Genomic DNA, 17488 nt, shown 5'->3' with positions numbered 1-17488 from the left:
CCGTCTGAACGGATCGGCGGGTGCCCTCCGGCGGCTTATCAACCGCCCGGTGCGTCCCGCAGGCGCAGGCCACCCTCCTTGCCGATCGGATACAGACCGCCGGACGCGAGTGCATCCGGCGGCGTCCCGTCATCGGCCGGCAGCCAGGGCACGGGCTGACGCGGACCTGGAACATAGGCCTGCCATCGGCCGTAGCGCGGCTCCCGCCGATCCAGCGAGAACGCCACCGGCACACGCGCGAATACAGGTTCGGTGCTGCCTGCTTTCTCCCCGCGTATCGCGCGGCGATAGGTCCAGGTGCGCGCCTTGTCGACCGCGCTTCTGGCCAGCACGCCGCGCCAGCGCTCCATCTCCACCCGGGAGGCAACGACCCGCAGGTTGACCTGCTCGACCGCGGCATCCTCCACCCGGCCATCGGTGCCGATGCGCAGGACCAGGTAGACCGTCCCGCTGACGCCTCTATCGGCCGCCGTCCTGGGATAGACGGGTGCCGCCATGGACACCACCTCAAGCTCATGCCCCTGCTCTTCGACCGGGTAGAAGCTCAGGTTGCGCATCTCGATCCTGACCAGGCCCTCGCCGCTGGGCACCGCCACCAGCAACAGGCCCATCTTGTTGCGGATCGCCACCGGCCGGCTATCGACATGCATCGGCTCGAAGCGCCAGGTGGCGATGTGGGCATCGATGAGATCGACGACATCCGGCGGCAGCTTCTCGCGCTGGCTCAGGGTGTAGCGTTCCACACCGCCCTGCGCGTCCACGTCGATCTCGCCTTCGACCAGCATGCTGGCCTCGAGCTGGCTGCGTGGCGAGGCGACCGCCAGGCAGGACAGCAGCATCAGGACACAGAACGCCATTCGCATCATGGGAATCCTTCCCCGGCAGTGGAGTCGGCCGCAGTCTAGCGCGTCGCGGACCGACCGGCCCCGGCGGTGCTGGCGGGCAGCGCCCAGAGACTGTTCGGATCTCCGCAGCGGCCACGGCGCAGGGTCGCGCGTGCCATCCGCCAGAAGCCCCAGGCCATCAGCAGCGCGGTGACGTCGACCAGCAGGAAGGTCCAGTCGCCGTGCCACAGCGCACTCAACGGCAGCGCGCCGCTGGCGACGATGCCGGCAACTGGGACCAGCGCGGTCAGGAGCGCGCACAGCAGCAGCAGCTCATGGCCTGCATGCGCGGGACGGCGCACGCAGGCCCAGGCCAGGCAGGCGAAGAACACCGCGTGGTAGACCAGATCCGCCGGTGCGCCCGGCAGCAGCTTGTCGGCGACGAACAACGCCGAAATGCCGGCCACGCAGCCCAGGCACACGCCCAGCGTCAGCGACGCGACGAAGCGGGTGCGCCGCGGCTGCTGCACCTGGCGGCGTTTGCGCCGCGCCTCGATCCACAGCAGGTTGCCGGTATAGAACAGGAAGGCGCCGGCCAGGCCGAGCACGAAGTACAGCCACTTCACCGCGGCCTGGCCGAAGTGGCCGTAGTGCAGCATCTGCAGGCTGCGCAGGAAGGCCATGCCGGGCGGATAGTCCTTCGGTCCCAGCGCGTTGATCACCTCGCCGCTGGCCAGGTTCAGCGCCACGCCGCCCATGTGGTTCAGGCGCCGCTGCGGCAGTTCGCCGCGCAGGGTGACCTGGCCGTTGGCATCGCCGGCGTCGTGGTAGGACAGGCTTTCGACCGCGATGCCCGGCAACGCCAGCTCGGCGCGACGCAGCAGCTCGGCAACCGGCAGCATCGGCGCGGCGACGTTGGCGGGCTCCACATGCGGGGCGATGTCGAAGTCCGACTCCAGCAGCTTCAGCAGCTTTCCGTCGTAGACCAGGAACTGGAACGGCGCCAGCAGCAGGAAGCCGATGGTCAGCACGGCGCCGGACCAGGCGAAGATCACATGGAACGGCAGCGACAGCACGCCGATCACGTTGTGCGCGTCCTGCCACATCCGCTTGATGTTCCTGCCGACACGCAGCGCGAACAGGTCCTTCAGGAAGGCCGGCGCGTACAGCACCACGCCGCTGACCAGGGCCAGGCCGTACAGCACGCAGAACACGCCGAACAGGTACATGCCACCGGTACGCGGCAGGCCGGCGGTGAAGTGCAGGTCGTAGATGAAGTCGACGAAGCCCGAGCGACCCGGCGCCTGCTGGAGCGCGCCGGACGCATCGAGGGAGAACCTGTGCTGGACCGCAGCCACTTCGTCGTACCAGTACAGCGTCGGCTGCGGGCCGTGCTCGCCGGGCAGTACCAGATAGACGCTGTGCGCCGACGCCGGATGCGCGGCCAGCACGGCGTCGAGCAGCCGTTGCGCCTGTGCGTGGCCCTCGATGGCGGAGACCTCCACCGGCGTCTGCTTGCCTGCACGCTCCCAGTCCTGCAGCTCATGCACGAACACGGTCAGCGCGCCGGCGTAGAAGGCAATGAACAGGCCAAGCCCGGCGATCAGGCCGACCCAGGTATGCACCGACAGATAGGTGCGCAGCGTCGACGCCTTCATGCCGGCAGCTCCACCCAGCCCAGCAGCTTGACCACGTGGATCAGGCTGAAGCACAGCAGGGTCGCGCCGCCCATCCACAGCCAGGCGCGCAGACCGCTGCGGGCGATGAACGCCAGCGACATCACCGCGGTCCACAGCGGGAACGAGAGCAGCAGCCAGGGCAGTGTGGTGCGCGTCGGATCGCCCGGCCACACCAGGGCGAGCAGGCCGATGATCGCCACCGTCAGCGGCAGGCCGAGCAGTGCGGCGGCGAGTGACCTAGCCCACATCGGCGCGCCCTCCACGCTGCTGGCACCACGCATCGACACAGGGCAGCAGCACCAGCGCCAGCATCAGCGCGGTGAGCGCGGCGAACAGCCCGGCCCAGACGCCCAGCGCGGCGATCGCCGCGGCGGCCGACAGCACGCTGCCCGACCATCCGAGTACGCGCAGCGCGCGCCTGCGCGCACGCAGGCCGGGGCGCAACCGCTGGTGCGCGCTGGCCAGGTAGAACGCGATGCCGGCGAACATGGCCAGCAGCAGGTAGAGCACGGTCATCGTGGCGGCCTCGGCTGCGTGTGCTGTGATCACCAGCGGTACTCGAAGCCGATCCCGACCACGCGCGGCGCGCCGAGGATCACGTTCGGACTGCCGTCGGACCAGGCGTACTGGGTGTATTGCTCGTCCAGCAGGTTGCTGCCGAACACGTAGGCGCTCCAGTCCAGGTTCTCGTAACCGAAACGGCCGTTGAGCAGGGTCCGGGCCGGCAGCCACTTCGCGTCGGCGCCGATGTCCGGGCTGACCCGGCTGCGGTGATTGAGGTTGAGGTTGGCGAACCAGTGTTCGGCCCAGCGCAGGTTGCCGCCGATGGCGAAGGTCCAGCGCGGCGCGTAGGCGAACTCCGATCCGGCGTAATCGTCGACCTGGGCGCCAGCGACCGCCAGGAACTCGTCGTAGCGGGTACGCGAGTAGCCGACCGAGCCGTACCAGTCGAACGCGGTGCCGATGCGGTGGCTGGCCTCCAGCTCGAAGCCGTACAGATGCGCCTTGCCGGCGTTGACCGTGTGGGAGTCGAATTCGTTGATGCCGAACAGCGCGCCGACCTGCTTGTCCTCCCAGTCGATGTAGTACAGGTTGGCGTTGAGCGTCAGCGTGTCGTCCAGCCACTGCGAACGCAGCGACAGCTCGGCGTTCCAGGTGTATTCGGGGTCGTAGGCGAAGTTCTGGCCGCGCGCGATGTTGAAGGTGGAGCCGCCGGAGCGGTAGCCGCGCTGGATCACCAGGGCGGTCGACACGTCATCGGTCCAGGCCTGGCGCAGGCCGAGCTTCGGCAGGAACGCATCGAAACGGCGCGTGCTTTCCGGGGTCAGGCTGTTGGCCTGCTGGACCATCGCCAGCACCGCACGGTTGATGCCGGTGATGGCCGGCGCGAGCGCGGTGCCGAAGGCGCTGGCGTCGGGCAGCGTGCCGGCGAACAGCGCGGTGGCCTGGGCGCCGAAGCGGTACTCCTCGCGGTCCTGGCGGAACCCGCCCAGCAGCGACAGCCGGTCGGTCAGCGCGAACTCGCCATCGGCGAACAGCGCCAGGTTGCGGGCGCGCGACCGGTTGGTGGCGGTGTAGTCGACCGGGATCACCGGCAGCGCCTGCGCGTAGGTCCGGGCGACGAAGCCCGCGGTGGCCGCGTCCAGGCCGGCGCCCTGCAGCACGCCGGCGATGGTGCCGACCGGTGTCACCACGTTGGTCCGGTTGAGCTGGTCGCGGTCCATCTCGCGCTGTGAGGCGTAGACACCGACCAGGCCGCGCAGTCGCTGCCCGCTGTAGTGCAGGCGCAACTCCTGCGAGACCGTGTCGAACTGCTCGTCGGTGTCGCCGTGCGCATCCGGGCGCGCGGTGAGGTCGGTGTCGTAGCTGCGCGTGATCGCCACGTCGGTGAGCGAGGTGACCGAGCCCAGCGACCACGCATCGGACACGGCGTAATCGACCTCGAGCGTGGCCACCTTCGCCAGCAGATCGCTGCGGGACGGGTAGTCGGAGGTGTTGATCCGGTTGCGGTAGTAATCGGGCACGTCGTTGCGCGCGTAGGTGTACATGTACGGGCCTGCGCGATCGTCGCGGGTGAAGGTCAGCCGCGCGGTCAGGCCGTCGATGCCGGCGGGGGTCCACAGCAGCTTGGCCCGCGCCATCGTCGACTCGCGCGCATCCTCCATGGCGCCGCGGGTCGGGTTGTAGACGAAGCCGTCGAAGCTGCGGTCCTCGACCGCCACCCGGAACGCGAGCTGGTCGGCCACCAGCGGACCGCCACCGGCGAACGCGATGCGCCGGTCGGACGGATCGGACAGCAGCGCGCGCGCGCGCCCGCTCCAGTCCATGCCCGGGTCCTCGGTGCGCAGCACCATCGCGCCGGCCAGCGCGTTCTCGCCCTGGATGGTCGACTGCGGGCCGCGCAGGATCTCGACCTGGGCGATGTCCCACAGGTCGGTCGGGCCTGCATCGGCGATGTGGCTGGGCAGCGCCGCGCCATCCAGGTAGATCGTGGCCAGCGGATTGGGCGCGCCGGCCTCGTCGGCGATGCCGCGGATGGTGAAGCCGCGGTCGCCGTACATCTGCGACACGTTGGCGGTGCGGTTGAGCACGTCGTACAGGGTCAGCAGCGTTTCCTGCTCGATCCGCTGCGAGGTGCTCACCGCGACGCTGGTGGTCGTCTCCTGCAGCGTGCGTTCGGTCTTCTCGCCGCGGACCAGCACCGTGTCCAGCGTGGCCGGGTCGGCGCCGTCCGGCGCGGACTGGGCGAGGACGGACGAGGACAGCAGCAACGAGGACAGCACCGCGATGGACAGCCGGGAACGACGCACACGCATGAAGACACTCCGGACGACGGAACGTGGGAAGAGCGGCGTGGCGTCGGCTGGCCGGGTCGCGAAGGCGACCAACAATGTGAAATCGGCGTTAATTCGATCACACATGCGAACCATTCGCAATACGAGCACGCATCAGGCGACCGCGTTCATCCGGTCGCGGTCGCCACGGGCCGGCCCGCCAGGGTCGGAGACCCGGCAGTGTCGGCCGAAGCCGGTCACCTTGTTCACCAGTGGTATTCGAATCCGATGCCGACCACGCGCGGCGCGCCGAGGGTGACGTTGGGATCGTCCAGCCACGCGTACTGGGTGTAGCCGCGGTCCAGCAGATTGCTGCCGAACACGTAGGTGCTCCAGTCCAGGTTCTCGTAGCCCAGCTTCGCGTTGAGCAGGGTGCGCGAGGACAGCACGTTGTTGCCGGCGCCCACATCCACGTTGACCCGGTCGCGGAAGTTGACGTTCGCATTGGCGAACCAGCCCTCGCTCCAGCGCAGGTTGCCGCCCAGCGCCGCGGTCCAGCGCGGCGCATAGGCGAACTCGCTGCCGGCGTAGTCGGTCTGCAGCGCACCCGCCGCCAGCGTGAATTCGTCATAGCGGGTCCGCGACCAGCCGACCGCGCCGTACCAGTCGAATGCGGCCGTGACCCGGTGGCGCAGCTCGGCCTCCAGGCCATACAGGTGCGCCTTGCCCGCGTTGACCACGTGGTAGTCGTAGCTGTTCAGGCCGAAATAGACGTAGGTCTGCTTGTCCTTCCAGTCGATGTAGTAGGCGTTGGCGTTGAACTGCAGCCGCCCGTCCAGCCACTGCGTGCGCAGGGCCAGCTCGTAGTTGAGCGTGTACTCCGGGTCGTAGGCGAAGGGCTGGCTGCGGGCGACGTTGTAGCTGGTGCCACCGGAGCGGTAGGCGCGCTGCGCGGTGAACGCCAGCGAGCGGTCGGCATGCCACGACCAGCGCAGCCCGGCCTTGGGCAGGAAGGCGGTGAATTCGCTGTCGTTCCACGGCGTGCGCGCGCCGGCCTGGGCGACCATGCCCAGCACCGCGTTGTTGATGCCGGTGATCGCCGGGACCAGCGCGCTGCCGAATGCGGCCGGATCCGGCAGGGTGCCGGTGAAACCGGCCTCGGTCAGCGACTCGAAGCCGTAGGTCTCGCGGTCGTAGCGGAAGCCGGCGATCGCCGCCCACGTGTCGTTGAAGCGGTACTCGCCATCGGCGAACAGCGCCAGGTTCTCCGACTCGCCGGTGTTGCGCGCGTCGTAGGCCACTGGAATCGACGGCAGCGCGGCCGCGTACATCCCGGCGATCGCATTGGCGTTGGCCGCCGGCAGGCCGGCGCCCTGCAGCACGCCGGCGATGGTGGCCACCGGGGTGGCGATGCGGATGTTGCTGATCTGGCTGCGGTCGTAGCTGCGGCGCGCGCCGTACAGGCCCACCAGGCCGCGCAGCGCATCGCCGGCGTAGTGCAGGCGGAACTCCTGCGACAGCACCTTGTAGGGCTCATGGGTACTGCCGTACTGCTCGGGCACCGGACTGTTGTCGTTGTCGTAGCTGCGGCGCATCAGCGCATCGCTCCAGCCGCTGACCGCGCTCAGCGACCAGGCGTCGCTGAAGGCGTAATCGATCTCCAGCGTGCCGACATCGGTGCGGGCGCGGGTGGTGTTCGGATGGTCCGAGGTATTGATCCGGTTGTCGTAGTAGTCCGGCACGTCGCTGCGGGCATACGCGTACATGTAGGGCCCCTCGCGCTCGTCATGGGTATAGGACAGGCGCACGCGCAGGCCCTCGATCGCCGCAGGCGTCCACAGCAGGGTGGCGCGCGACAACGTCGACTCGGCCGCGTCCTCGCCGGTGTTGCGGGTGATGTTGCGGGTGAAGCCGTCGAAGTTGCGGTCCTCCACCGCGACGCGGAACGCCAGTTCGTCGGCGATCAGCGGCCCGCCACCGGCGAACGCGACGCGGCGATCCGACGGGTCGGACAGCAGCACCCGGGCGCGACCGTTCCAGTCGAAGGTCGGGTCTTCGGTGCGGATCACGATCGCGCCGGCCAGCGCGTTCTGGCCCTGGATCGTCGACTGCGGGCCGCGGAACAGCTCGACCTGGGCCACGTCCCACAGCTCGGTCGGGCCGTTGCCGGTGACCTGGGTGGCCAGCGCCGCGCCGTCCAGGTAGATCGTGGCCAGTGGATTGACCTCGCCGCCCGCGTTGCCGATGCCGCGGATGGTGAAGTCGCGGGCACCGTACGACTCGGCCACGTTGGGCGTGCGTTCGAGCACATCGGCCAGGCTGCGCAGGTTTTCCTGCTCGATCCGCACGGAGGTGGTGACCGCGACGCTGGCGGCCGTCTCCTGCAGGCTGCGTTCAGTCTTCTCGCCGCGGACCAGGACGGTGCCGAGCGTGGCCGGGTCCACGGCACCCTCGGGCGCGCGTTGCTGGGCCATGAGCGGCGCGACGGGCAGCAACGCGCACAGCACGGCCAGGGCAAGCCGGGAACGACGGACACGCATGCAGGGCACTCCGGATCTGAAGAGGGAGGCGGCGTGGCGTCGGCTGGCCGGGGGCGGGAATGATCCGCCATGTGAAATCGTCGTTAATTCGACCATGGATGGAAACCATTCGCAACGGGGAATGATTCTCATGGTGTGCCGCGCGCTCGGAGCGTCGGTCCGCAACAGGCGCTGAGCACGCGCCCGAAAACGCCTCCTGCCGCTTGATCCACGGCGCATAATTCCGCCGATGGACACCCCCGCATGAGTACCGGCATCAGCCTCGAACTGGCCCTGGTGCTGCTGATCGCCGCGATCATCGCGGTGCCGCTGTTCCGCCGGCTCGGTCTGGTCGCGGTGCTGGCCTACCTGGCCACCGGCGTGCTGCTGGGCCCGGACGGGATCGGCGTGGTCAAGGATCCGGACCGGATCCTGGGCGCCTCCGAGATCGGCGTGGTGATGCTGCTGTTCGTGATCGGCCTGGAAGTGTCGCCCGCGCGGCTGATGCTGATGCGGCGGCCGGTGTTCGGTGCCGGCGGCGCGCAGGTGCTGGTGTCGGCGCTGCTGCTGGGCGGCGCCCTGCTCGCCTTCGGGCTGCACTGGAAGGGCGCGCTGGTCGCCGGCCTCGGCCTGGCGCTGTCCTCCACGGCGGTCGGACTGCAGCTGCTGGCCGAACGCAAGGAACTGGGCAGCGGGCACGGCCGGCTCGCGTTCGCGGTGCTGCTGTTCCAGGACCTGGTCGCGATCCCGCTGCTGGCGGTGATTCCGCTGCTGGGCGGCGCCAAGGACGAGACCCTGACCTGGAGCATGGTGCTGCACGCGCTGGGGGCGCTGGCCCTGGTCTATTTCGGCGGGCGCCTGCTGATGCACCGCGGCCTGCGCATGGTCGCGCGCACGCAGGCGCCGGAGGTGTTCACCGCGACCACGCTGCTGGCCGTGCTCGGCAGCGCCTGGATCATGCAGCAGGCCGGATTGAGCCCGGGCCTGGGCGCGTTCATCGCCGGCGTGCTGCTCGCCGATTCCGAGTACCGGCACGAACTGGAATCCCAGATCGAGCCGTTCAAGGGACTGCTGCTGGGGCTGTTCTTCATCGCGGTGGGCATGGGCATCGACCTGGACCGGATCGTCGACGAGCCGCTGCTGATCGGCGGCGGCGTCGCCCTGCTGCTGGTGGTGAAGTTCAGCGTCCTGGTCGCGGTGGGCCGCGCGGCGAAACTGCCGCTGCGCAATGCGCTGCTGCTCGGCGGCACGCTGTGGCTGGGCGGCGAGTTCGCCTTCGTGGTGTTCCATGAAGCGCTGCGCGTGCGCCTGATCGGCGGCGAGAACCACGACCGCCTGGTGGCGATCGTCGGCGTGTCGATGGCGCTGATGCCGTTGCTGATGCTGGCCCTGGAACGGCGCATGCGGCATCGCCAGGCGCATGGCGCCGCCGCGCCGCAGGCACCGGCCTACGATGCGCCCGACGCCGGTCTGCAGCCGCAGGTGCTGATCGCCGGCGTCGGACGCTTCGGCCAGATCGTCGCGCGGCTGCTGGCGGCCCGGCGCATCCCCTATGTCGCCCTGGAACACAGCCCGGCCCAGGTCGAGGACGTGCGCCGCAATGGCGGGCGCATCTACTACGGCGACCCGTCGCGGCCGGACCTGCTGCGCGCCGCCGGCGCCGCGCACGCGCGCGTGTTCGTGGTCTGCATCGACGATCCCGACACCAACCTGCGCACGGTGCGCCTGATCCGACGCCTGTATCCGCACGCGCGGGTGCTGGCGCGGGCGCGCAACCGCCAGCATGCCTGGCGCCTGATGGACCTGTCCGCCGAGCCGGTGCGCGAGCTGTTCGGCAGCAGCCTGGACATGGGCGCCAGGGTGCTGCGGGAACTGGGCGAGCCGGACGCCGTGGCCGACGCGCACGTGGCCCGCTTCCGCGAACACGACGAGGCGCTGCTGCGCGAGCAGTACCTGGTCTACGACGATGACGCGGCGGTGGTGCAGAGCTCGCGCCAGGCGCGGCAGGACCTCATGGACCTGTTCGAGGCCGATTCGAGCGAGACGCCGGACACCGGGACGCCACCGGACGCAGCGACCGCACGCGCACCCTGAGCACGCGCGTGCCACGCGCGCTGTCCGATCGGTCCAGCGCGGACGTCCCTGCCCCGCGCGCGCCGGCCGGGCAACCGGCCGATGCGCACGGGATGCTCAGGCGCGCGGTTCGCGCAGGAAGCGCGCCATCGACGACACCCCGGGCACGACCGGTGCGAACTCGGCGGCGACATCGATGAACCCGCGCATCACCGCGATCTCGCGCGGCGTGCGGTTCAGCGTGTCGCGCAGGTCGGGATCGGCGCCGGCGCGGAGCAGGCGCTGGACCACGCCGCCAAGCCCGTGCAGCGCGGCCAGGTGCAGCGGGCCGAAGCCGCGCGGATCCTGGGTGTCCAGCCCCACGCCTTCCTCGAGCAGCCGCTCCAGGCCGGCCAGCACCACCGCCTCGTCGCAGGCGCTGCCCGGCTCGGCACGCGCGCCGAGCAGCAGCAGCAGCGGGGTGACGCCGCCGGCGGCCGACTGGTCCGGCTCGGCGCCGGCCAGCAGCAGGGTGTCGAGCAGGGCCAGCAGGCGCTGCTTGTCGCGGCCGGTGAAGCCGTACAGCGCCGCGCAATGCAGCGGCGCCAGGCCCTGGCCGTCGCCGGCATGGATGTCGGCGCCGGCGGTGAGCAGGCGCGCGGCGATGTCGGCCAGGCCCAGCGCCGAGGCCAGCATCAGCACGGTGACGCCGCCCGGCAGGCGATGTTCGATGTCGGCACCGGCCGACAGCAGCGCGGCCACGATCGCGGTCTGGCGCATGCTCACCGCGGCCGACAGCGCGGTGGCGCCGCTCTGCGCCGCATGCTGCGGATCGGCACCGCGGGCCAGCAGCAGGTCCACCGCCGCGGCATGGCCACCACCGGCCGCACGCAGCAGGCCGGTACAGCCCTGGGCATCGACCGCATCGACCGGGAAACCGAGTTCGAGCAGCCGGCGGATCGCATCGGCATCGCCGGCCATCGCCGCGGCGACCACATCCGAGGCCCGCAGCGGGCGCCGCGGCAGCGGCCAGCCGCGCCAGTCCAGCCAGTCGGCGAGATCGCGGCGCCCGCTGGCCAGGGCCACGCCCAGCGGCGTCTGCCCGTCGGCGGCGCGCGCGTCGGGCGAGGCGCCGTGCGCGACCAGCCGGCGCAGCGCCGATTCGCGGCCCAGCGCGGCGGCAAGATGCAGCGCGGTCATGCCGTGGCTGTCACGGGCTTCGCGGTCCACGCCCAGTTCCAGCAGTGCCGCCAGCAGCCGCAGCCAGCCCAGCCGCACCGCCAGCGACAGTGGCGGGTCGCCGGCCGCCGAGGCCGCGAACGGATCGGCGCCGGCGCCGAGCAGGTCCAGCGCGAGCTGCTCGTGCCCGCGCGCGGCCTGGTCGCGCTGCACGCAGCTGGCCAGGAAGCGCGCGAGCCCGCCGCTTCCGGCCGGTGACACGCCCTGCCGGAGCAGCACCTGCAGGCAGGCCGCGGCCTCGCCACCGTCGCCGAGCAGGCGCGCGAACAGCGTGCTGCCTTCATGCAGGACGTCCGGGTCGGCGCCGTGCGCCAGCAGCCACGCCAGCGACGCGGGCTGGCCGCGCAGGGTCGGGTCGTGCAGCAGCCCGCCCAGTTCGGCCGGCGCGCACAGGCGCGCCAGCGCCGGCAGGCCGTCCAGGCGACCGGCCCGCAATCCGTCGCGCAGCAGCGCCAGCGGCGGGCGCTCGTCGCCCTGGCTGGCGCCGTCGGCGATCGTCTCGGCCACCGCCACCGGCAGCGGGTACTCCGGGTCCAGCGCGGCCACGATCGACCAGCGGCCGGATTCGGCGGCCAGGTCGACCGCGCGCCGGCCATGCCGGTCCGGCTGCGCCGGGTCGACGCCCAGCTCCAGCAGGCGCCGCACCAGCGGCAGCGCGGGACGCTCGCCCGCCACCGCCAGCATCACCGCGTTGCGGCCTTCGGCATCGACCATGGCGACGTCGATCCGGTGCTCGACCAGCTGCTCGAACACGCCCGCGTGCAGGGCGCGCACGGCTTCCATCCACGGCGCCCGGCCGGCCGCGTCGCGCAGCTGCGGGTCGGCGCCGGCGGCCAGCAGTGCGGCGACGATGTCGGCATGACCGGCCAGCGCGGCCTCGTGCAGCGCGGTGCGCGCATTGCGACCGGGCGTGCCCACCCGTGCCCGGTTCTTGAGCAGCAGCTGCACGCCGGCGGCGTCGTCTTCCTCGGTGGCGGCCGCGGCCAGCAGCGCGGGCTGCCCGCCAGACGGTTCGGCACGCGCGCCACGCTCGAGCAGGAACCTGGCCATCCGCCAGTTGCCGGCCATGCAGGCCACGCCCAACGGTGAGAAGCCATCGTGGTTGAGCGCGTCGATCTCGGCGCCGGCGTCGCGCAGCAGCGCGGCCACGGCCGGGTCGGTGCTGCGTGCGGCGTGATGCAGCGGCGTATGGCCGTCGGCATCGGTCGCGCGCGGATCGGCGCCATTGGCCAGCAGCGTCATCACCGCTTCGGGGCGCCCATGCCAGCTGTCGCGGGTGGCCGCCAGCAGCGGCGCGATCGCGTCGGCCTGCGGATTGAGCGTGGCGCCACGCGCGATCAGCGCGCGCAGCAGGCGCAGGTCGGGCAGCACCGAGGCCAGCACCGCCAGGCTGCGTTGGTCGCGCGCATCGGCGGGCGCGGCCGCGTTGGGATCGGCGCCTGCCTCCAGCAACTGCAGCGCGCGGTCGACCCGGCCCACGCGCGCGGCGGCGAACAGGTCGGCGACCAGGGCCTCGTCCGTGGGCAACGGTTCGACGCTGGCCGGCCTCGCAGCCGGGGCCTCGGCCGTCGCCAGGAAATCCAGCGGCACCGCGATCTCTTCCGGCGCCGGGACACGCTGCAGGGCCAGGTGCAGCAGCGGCGACAACAGCGCATAGGCCAGTGCCGCCGGCCAGCGCCAGGCATCAGGCACCAGGTCCGGCCAGCCGAGCGCGAAGGCGCCACCGAGCAGTGCCAGCACCGGCAATGCCACCTGCAGGCCGCGCCAGCCACCGGTGTCCTGCCGTGCAAGGCGCTGCCACAGGGCCGGCAGGCGGCCACCGCGCCGTTCCAGCGCATGCCACAGCGGCCAGGTCCGCCACAGCCCGAGCAGCGCGGCGCTGGCCATCGCGCTCAGGCCGAGCGCGGCACCCAGGCTGCCGCTGTCGAGCAGCGCGCGCAGCGGCCAGGCCAGCAGCAGCCCGGTGGCGAGCAGGCCGCCGCCCCAGACCAGCGCCAGCGGCAGCAGCGCGCGGCCGGCGCGCGGCCAGCTGGTCGCGGGTTCCCGCATGCCGCGGCCCCAGGCGACGGCCAGCGCGAACGCAGGCTGCGCCAGGCAGGCACCGATCCAGGCGGCCACGCCGCCGAATCCGGTCAGCAGCGCCAGCAGCGCACCCGCGCCCGCAGCGGCGACCGGCACCGCGCGCAGGCGGCGGGCGGTGGCGTCACCCATCGCGACGCACCGCTCCGGTCAGCGTCGGCGGGAACTGCACGTGGAATCCATGGGTGCGCAGGTTGGCGCGCACGACCTGCGGATCCGACTGCGCCAGCCGGCGCCCGGCATCCAGTGCCACCTCCAGCAGGAACGACAGCTCACCGAGCTGCTGCCGGACTGCATCGGGCATGCGGGTGAATCCCTCGCGCTCGGCGAGGAACACGTAGGTATCGGCCTTGCGCAGGCTCTTGTAGACGTAGGCTTGCATGCGAGCGCGCGGCGCCCTGCACCGGGGGAATCGGGGGATTGTGTCGGAAAACCGGCGCACACGGAAGGACGGTGCTTATCGGCCGCGGCAGGTTCATCTTCATCAAGACCAGCGACGACATGGGCTGTGGCTATACTCCCGGACCATTCGCCGCCGCCGCCACCTTGTCCCCGCCCAACCGATCCCGCATCGCCCCGCTGGCCATCAGCGCGTGGACCGCGACCACCGCCCTCGGCGCCGGCATCGACGCGCAACGCAGTGGCCTGCGCGACCGGCGCAGCGGCCTGCGGCGCAACGACTTCGACACGCGCGGCCTGGACTGCTGGATCGGCCGGGTCGACGGGCTTGAGCAGGAGGCCCTGCCGGCCGCGCTGTCGACCTGGGACTCGCGCAACCACCGGCTGGCATGGCACGCGCTGCAGCAGGATGGCTTCCGCGACAGGGTCGCCGCGGCGGTCGCACGCCATGGCGCGGCGCGGGTCGCGGTGGTGATGGGCACCTCGACCTCGAGCATCGGCGAGACCGAACTGGCCTACCAGGCACTGGCCGACGGGCGTTTCCCGCCGGAGCTGGCGCGCAGGCAGGTCCATTCCCCGCATGCGCTGGGCGACTTCGTCGCCCTGGCCACCGGCGCGGCCGGACCGACGATGACCATCGCCACCGCCTGCTCGTCCAGCGCCAAGGTGTTCGCGCATGCGGCGCGGCTGATCGCGGCCGGCGTCGCCGATGCCGCGGTGGTCGGTGGCGTCGACACGCTGTGCGGCAGCGTGCTGTACGGCTTCAACGCGCTGCAGCTGGTGTCCGCGCAGCCCTGCCGCCCGTTCGACCGCGACCGCGACGGCCTGTCGCTGGGCGAGGCCGGTGGTTACGCGCTGATCGAGCGCACCGCGGCCGCCCCCGAGGCGACGCTGCGGCTGCTCGGCTACGGCGAATCCAGCGATGCGCACCACATGTCGGCGCCGCACCCGGAAGGCGTGGGCGCCGAGCGCGCGATGCGCGATGCGCTGGCCCGCGCGGGGCTGGAGCCGGACGCCATCGGCTATCTCAACCTGCACGGCACCTCGACCCCGGCCAACGACAGCGTCGAGGCCCAGGCCGTGGCGCGGGTGTTCCCGGCCACGCTGCATGCCGGATCGACCAAGGGCTGGACCGGGCATACGCTCGGCGCGGCCGGCATCGTCGAATCGGTGTTCGCGCTGATCGCGCTGCAGGACGGGCTGCTGCCGGGCACCCTCAACAGCCACGCGCCGGACCCGGCGTGCGGGCCGCAGATCCGCTTCGACAATGCCCAGCGGCCGATCGTCCACGCGATGAACAACGCGTTCGGCTTCGGCGGCAACAACTGCTCCCTGGTGTTCGGCCGCGCATGACTGCTTCCGCCTCCATTCCGCTGAGCGCGACCATCGAAGGCATCGGCCTGTGGGCCGACGGCGTCGCCGACTGGGACGCGTTCCGGGCGATCCGCGCCGGCCAGGCCGCGCGCGACCCGGCAATCCGCCGCCCGGCGCCGGCGCTGCTGCCGGCCAACGAACGCCGCCGCGCGCCGGACACCGTGCTGGTCGCGCTGCAGGCCGCGCAGGCCGCCTGCACGATGGCCGGACGCGCACCGGCGACGCTGTCGTCGGTGTTCGCCTCGACCTACGGCGACCTGTCGATCACCGATCACCTGTGCGAGACCCTGGCGCGCGCGCCGACCGAGGTCTCCCCCACCCGCTTCCACAATTCGGTGCACAACGCGGCCGCCGGCTACTGGACCATCGGCACCGGCGCGATGCAGCCGGCCACCGCGCTCAGCGCCGGCCCGGCCGGGTTCGCGATGGGGCTGCTGGACGCGCTGGCGCAGCTGGCCGAAGGCGCCGAGGCCGTGCTGCTGGTCGGCTACGACGGCCCGTCGCCCGGGCCGCTGCACGAGGTCGCGCCGAGCGCCGGCCTGCTGGGCGCCGCGCTGGTGCTCGCGCGCGGCACCGCGCCGGGCCGGGTCGGGATCACGGTGGACAGCCGCGCCGGCGTGGCCACCGCCCCGGTGCCCGGCATCGGCGACGGCAACGCCTCGCTGCCGATGCTGGCCCTGTTCGACGCGCTGGCCGCCGGGGCGGACCAGACCCTGCTGCCGGCGGGCGGCGACCATGTCCTGCGGATCGGGCTGCACCATGACTGATGCGATCGTGCTGAACACCTCCGAGTCCCATCCCGGCGGCGTGGCCGTGGTGATTCCCGCACTCAACGAATCGCTGCGGATCCGCGAGGTGGTCGAGCAGGTGCTGCGGCACGCGCCCTGGGTGATCGTGGTCGACGACGGCTCCAGCGACGATACCGCCGGCTGCCTGGATGGCCTGCCGGTGCACCTGCTGCGCCACCCGCAGCGGCGCGGCAAGGGCGCCGCGCTGCGGACCGGCTTCGCCGCGGCCGTGGCCGCCGGCGCGCGTGGCGTGGTGACGATGGACGGCGACGGCCAGCACGATCCCTCCGACATTCCGCGGCTGATCGCCGCCGCCGAACGGCATCCGCACCACATCGTGATCGGCGCGCGCCTGCGTCACCGCGCGCAGTGCCCGACCCACCGCCGCCTGGCCAACAGCTTCGGCGACTGGGGCGTGGGCTGGGCCGCCGGCTACCGCATCGCCGACACCCAGAGCGGACAGCGCTACTACCCGGCATCGGTCTGCGCGATGGGCGAGGTGCCTGGCGAGGACTTCGTGTTCGAGGCGCAGCTGCTGATCTCGGCAGCGCGCCGGCTCGGCGTGCGCGCGGTGTCGATCCCGATCGAGACGCGTTACCGCGCCGAGGACGGCAAGGGATTCCGCCGCAGCCATTTCCGCCCGCTGCGCGACCTGTACCGCATCACCTCGCATGTGGTCCGCCAGGTCATCGCCCACGGCGACGTCTGGCGCGAGTACGGGCGGGTGCGGGCGCAGCAGCCGCAGGTCGACGACGGGCGCTGAGCGGCGTGCGGCCGCGGCCGTCACGGCGCAGGACCATCACGGGACACCGTCGATCCCGCATCGCCGTGGCGCCTGCCGGAGGGTTGCGGCGCAGACGCCGGTCCCGCTTCGAGGTCGATGACGACGCCGGCGAGGCCCGGCCGTCGGCGCGGTCTCAGCCCATGCCGCCGTTGATGCCGATCACCTGGCCGTTGATGTAGCCGGCCTGCTCCGAGCACAGGAACGCGACCAGGGCGGCGACCTCCTCGGGCCGGCCCGCGCGCGCGGCCGGCACGATCTGCTTCACCATTTCGGCCGGAAACTGCGCATCGGCCATCGCCCCGGCGATCACGCCCGGCGCGACCACGTTGACGGTGATGCCGCGGCTGGCCATCTCGCGCGCCAGCGATTTCGACGCGCCGTGCAGCGCCGCCTTGGCCGCGGCGTAGTTGGTCTGGCCGCGGTTGCCCAGCACGGCGGCCACCGAGGACACGCTGACGACCCGGCCCCAGCGCGCACGCGCCATCGGCAGCAGCAGCGGCTGGGTCACGTGGAAGAAGCCGTGCAGCGACACGTCGATCACCCGCTGCCACTGCGCCGCACTCATGCCGGCCATCGGCGCGTCGTCGTGGATGCCGGCGTTGTTGACCACCACGTCGATCCGGCCCTCGCCGAGCAGCGTGTCCAGCGCGGGCCCGACCGCCTCGGCATCGGCGACGTCGAACGCCACCGCCTGCGCCTGGCCGCCCGCCGCGCGGATCGCCGCGACGACGCTCTCGGCGCGCTCGACCTGGCGGTTGGCATGCACGATGACCTGCATGCCGGCGGTGGCCAGCGCCTGGCAGATCGCGCCGCCGATGTCGCCGCTGCCGCCGGTGACCAGGGCGCGGCGTGGAGAAGTGGGGTTCGTCATGCGCGCATTGTAGAAGCCGCCGGGGGAGCGCGCGCCATGCGGCGGCTTCGATAGCGGCGGCGGCCGATGCGGCGAGGCGAACCGCGTCATTCGATCGTGCCGGTGC

At 72.1% G+C, this 17488-nt stretch carries 13 protein-coding genes; 4 read left to right on the top strand and 9 right to left on the bottom strand.

Annotated elements, in window-relative coordinates:
- Nucleotides 1-38: 38 nt before the first annotated feature.
- From IB242_RS18290 to IB242_RS18265, 6 genes are all read right to left on the bottom strand, one after another.
- On the bottom strand, nt 39-785 hold the full coding sequence (locus IB242_RS18290) for an energy transducer TonB (RefSeq protein WP_192282905.1): 747 nt from the start codon (nt 783-785) through the stop codon (nt 39-41).
- A gap of 116 nt (nt 786-901) precedes the next feature.
- Nucleotides 902-2482, bottom strand: coding sequence for a PepSY-associated TM helix domain-containing protein (locus tag IB242_RS18285; RefSeq protein WP_192282903.1), 1581 nt, complete (start codon nt 2480-2482; stop codon nt 902-904).
- A complete protein-coding gene (locus IB242_RS18280) occupies nt 2479-2751 on the bottom strand; it encodes a hypothetical protein (protein ID WP_192282901.1) in 273 nt (90 codons plus the stop codon). The genes IB242_RS18285 and IB242_RS18280 overlap by 4 nt, the downstream gene beginning before the upstream one ends.
- On the bottom strand, nt 2741-3019 hold the full coding sequence (locus IB242_RS18275; protein ID WP_192283170.1) for a hypothetical protein: 279 nt from the start codon (nt 3017-3019) through the stop codon (nt 2741-2743). Before IB242_RS18275 ends, IB242_RS18280 begins: the two co-directional genes overlap by 11 nt.
- Before the next feature lie 29 nt (nt 3020-3048).
- Nucleotides 3049-5319, bottom strand: a complete 2271-nt coding sequence (locus tag IB242_RS18270; RefSeq protein ID WP_192282899.1) for a TonB-dependent receptor — start codon at nt 5317-5319, stop codon at nt 3049-3051.
- A gap of 224 nt (nt 5320-5543) precedes the next feature.
- Entirely contained in the window at nt 5544-7817 is a 2274-nt protein-coding gene (locus IB242_RS18265; RefSeq protein WP_225540828.1) for a TonB-dependent receptor, read from the bottom strand.
- Between the two features lie 243 nt (nt 7818-8060).
- On the opposite strand from IB242_RS18265, the gene IB242_RS18260 reads away from it, so the two are divergent.
- Nucleotides 8061-9890: a monovalent cation:proton antiporter-2 (CPA2) family protein gene (locus IB242_RS18260; protein WP_192282897.1), complete on the top strand. Its 1830-nt coding sequence runs from the start codon at nt 8061-8063 to the stop codon at nt 9888-9890.
- A gap of 96 nt (nt 9891-9986) precedes the next feature.
- Here IB242_RS18260 and IB242_RS18255 read toward each other — a convergent pair whose 3' ends face one another.
- Together IB242_RS18255 and IB242_RS18250 are read right to left on the bottom strand one after the other, a co-directional pair.
- The gene (locus IB242_RS18255) at nt 9987-13298 is read right to left on the bottom strand and encodes an ankyrin repeat domain-containing protein (RefSeq protein WP_192282895.1); all 3312 of its coding nucleotides are present in this window, start codon (nt 13296-13298) and stop codon (nt 9987-9989) included.
- Nucleotides 13291-13548 carry a YcgL domain-containing protein gene (locus IB242_RS18250; RefSeq protein WP_192282893.1) on the bottom strand — a complete coding sequence of 86 codons (258 nt, stop codon included), beginning with the start codon at nt 13546-13548 and terminating at the stop codon, nt 13291-13293. The genes IB242_RS18255 and IB242_RS18250 overlap by 8 nt, the downstream gene beginning before the upstream one ends.
- 188 nt (nt 13549-13736) lie before the next feature.
- Between IB242_RS18250 and IB242_RS18245 the strand changes: the two genes are divergently transcribed.
- The 3 genes from IB242_RS18245 to IB242_RS18235 are packed head-to-tail and all read left to right on the top strand — an operon-like array spanning nt 13737 to nt 16490.
- The gene (locus IB242_RS18245) at nt 13737-14918 is read left to right on the top strand and encodes a beta-ketoacyl-ACP synthase (RefSeq protein ID WP_192283166.1); all 1182 of its coding nucleotides are present in this window, start codon (nt 13737-13739) and stop codon (nt 14916-14918) included.
- Entirely contained in the window at nt 14915-15706 is a 792-nt protein-coding gene (locus IB242_RS18240) for a beta-ketoacyl synthase chain length factor (RefSeq protein ID WP_192282891.1), read from the top strand. The genes IB242_RS18245 and IB242_RS18240 overlap by 4 nt, the downstream gene beginning before the upstream one ends.
- Nucleotides 15699-16490: a glycosyltransferase family 2 protein gene (locus tag IB242_RS18235; protein ID WP_192282889.1), complete on the top strand. Its 792-nt coding sequence runs from the start codon at nt 15699-15701 to the stop codon at nt 16488-16490. The genes IB242_RS18240 and IB242_RS18235 overlap by 8 nt, the downstream gene beginning before the upstream one ends.
- A 154-nt stretch (nt 16491-16644) precedes the next feature.
- Here the strand turns inward: IB242_RS18235 and fabG are convergent, their stop codons facing one another.
- Nucleotides 16645-17382, bottom strand: coding sequence for a 3-oxoacyl-ACP reductase FabG (fabG, locus tag IB242_RS18230; protein WP_192282888.1), 738 nt, complete (start codon nt 17380-17382; stop codon nt 16645-16647).
- Nucleotides 17383-17488 lie beyond the last annotated feature (106 nt).

The organism is Xanthomonas sp. XNM01, from assembly GCF_014851915.1.
Taxonomy (GTDB): Bacteria; Pseudomonadota; Gammaproteobacteria; order Xanthomonadales; family Xanthomonadaceae; genus Pseudoxanthomonas.
This window is presented reverse-complemented; position numbering and strand designations above follow the sequence as displayed.

Bases quoted from the DNA above. Each gene is read 5' to 3' on its own strand.
- IB242_RS18290 (WP_192282905.1), bottom strand. From the start codon at position 785: ATGCTGGTCGAAGGCGAGATCGACGTGGACGCGCAGGGCGGTGTGGAA.
- IB242_RS18285 (WP_192282903.1), bottom strand. From the start codon at position 2,482: ATGAAGGCGTCGACGCTGCGCACCTATCTGTCGGTGCATACCTGGGTC.
- IB242_RS18280 (WP_192282901.1), bottom strand. From the start codon at position 2,751: ATGTGGGCTAGGTCACTCGCCGCCGCACTGCTCGGCCTGCCGCTGACG.
- IB242_RS18275 (WP_192283170.1), bottom strand. From the start codon at position 3,019: ATGACCGTGCTCTACCTGCTGCTGGCCATGTTCGCCGGCATCGCGTTC.
- IB242_RS18270 (WP_192282899.1), bottom strand. From the start codon at position 5,319: ATGCGTGTGCGTCGTTCCCGGCTGTCCATCGCGGTGCTGTCCTCGTTG.
- IB242_RS18265 (WP_225540828.1), bottom strand. From the start codon at position 7,817: ATGCGTGTCCGTCGTTCCCGGCTTGCCCTGGCCGTGCTGTGCGCGTTG.
- IB242_RS18260 (WP_192282897.1), top strand. From the start codon at position 8,061: ATGAGTACCGGCATCAGCCTCGAACTGGCCCTGGTGCTGCTGATCGCC.
- IB242_RS18255 (WP_192282895.1), bottom strand. From the start codon at position 13,298: ATGGGTGACGCCACCGCCCGCCGCCTGCGCGCGGTGCCGGTCGCCGCT.
- IB242_RS18250 (WP_192282893.1), bottom strand. From the start codon at position 13,548: ATGCAAGCCTACGTCTACAAGAGCCTGCGCAAGGCCGATACCTACGTG.
- IB242_RS18240 (WP_192282891.1), top strand. From the start codon at position 14,915: ATGACTGCTTCCGCCTCCATTCCGCTGAGCGCGACCATCGAAGGCATC.
- IB242_RS18235 (WP_192282889.1), top strand. From the start codon at position 15,699: ATGACTGATGCGATCGTGCTGAACACCTCCGAGTCCCATCCCGGCGGC.
- fabG (WP_192282888.1), bottom strand. From the start codon at position 17,382: ATGACGAACCCCACTTCTCCACGCCGCGCCCTGGTCACCGGCGGCAGC.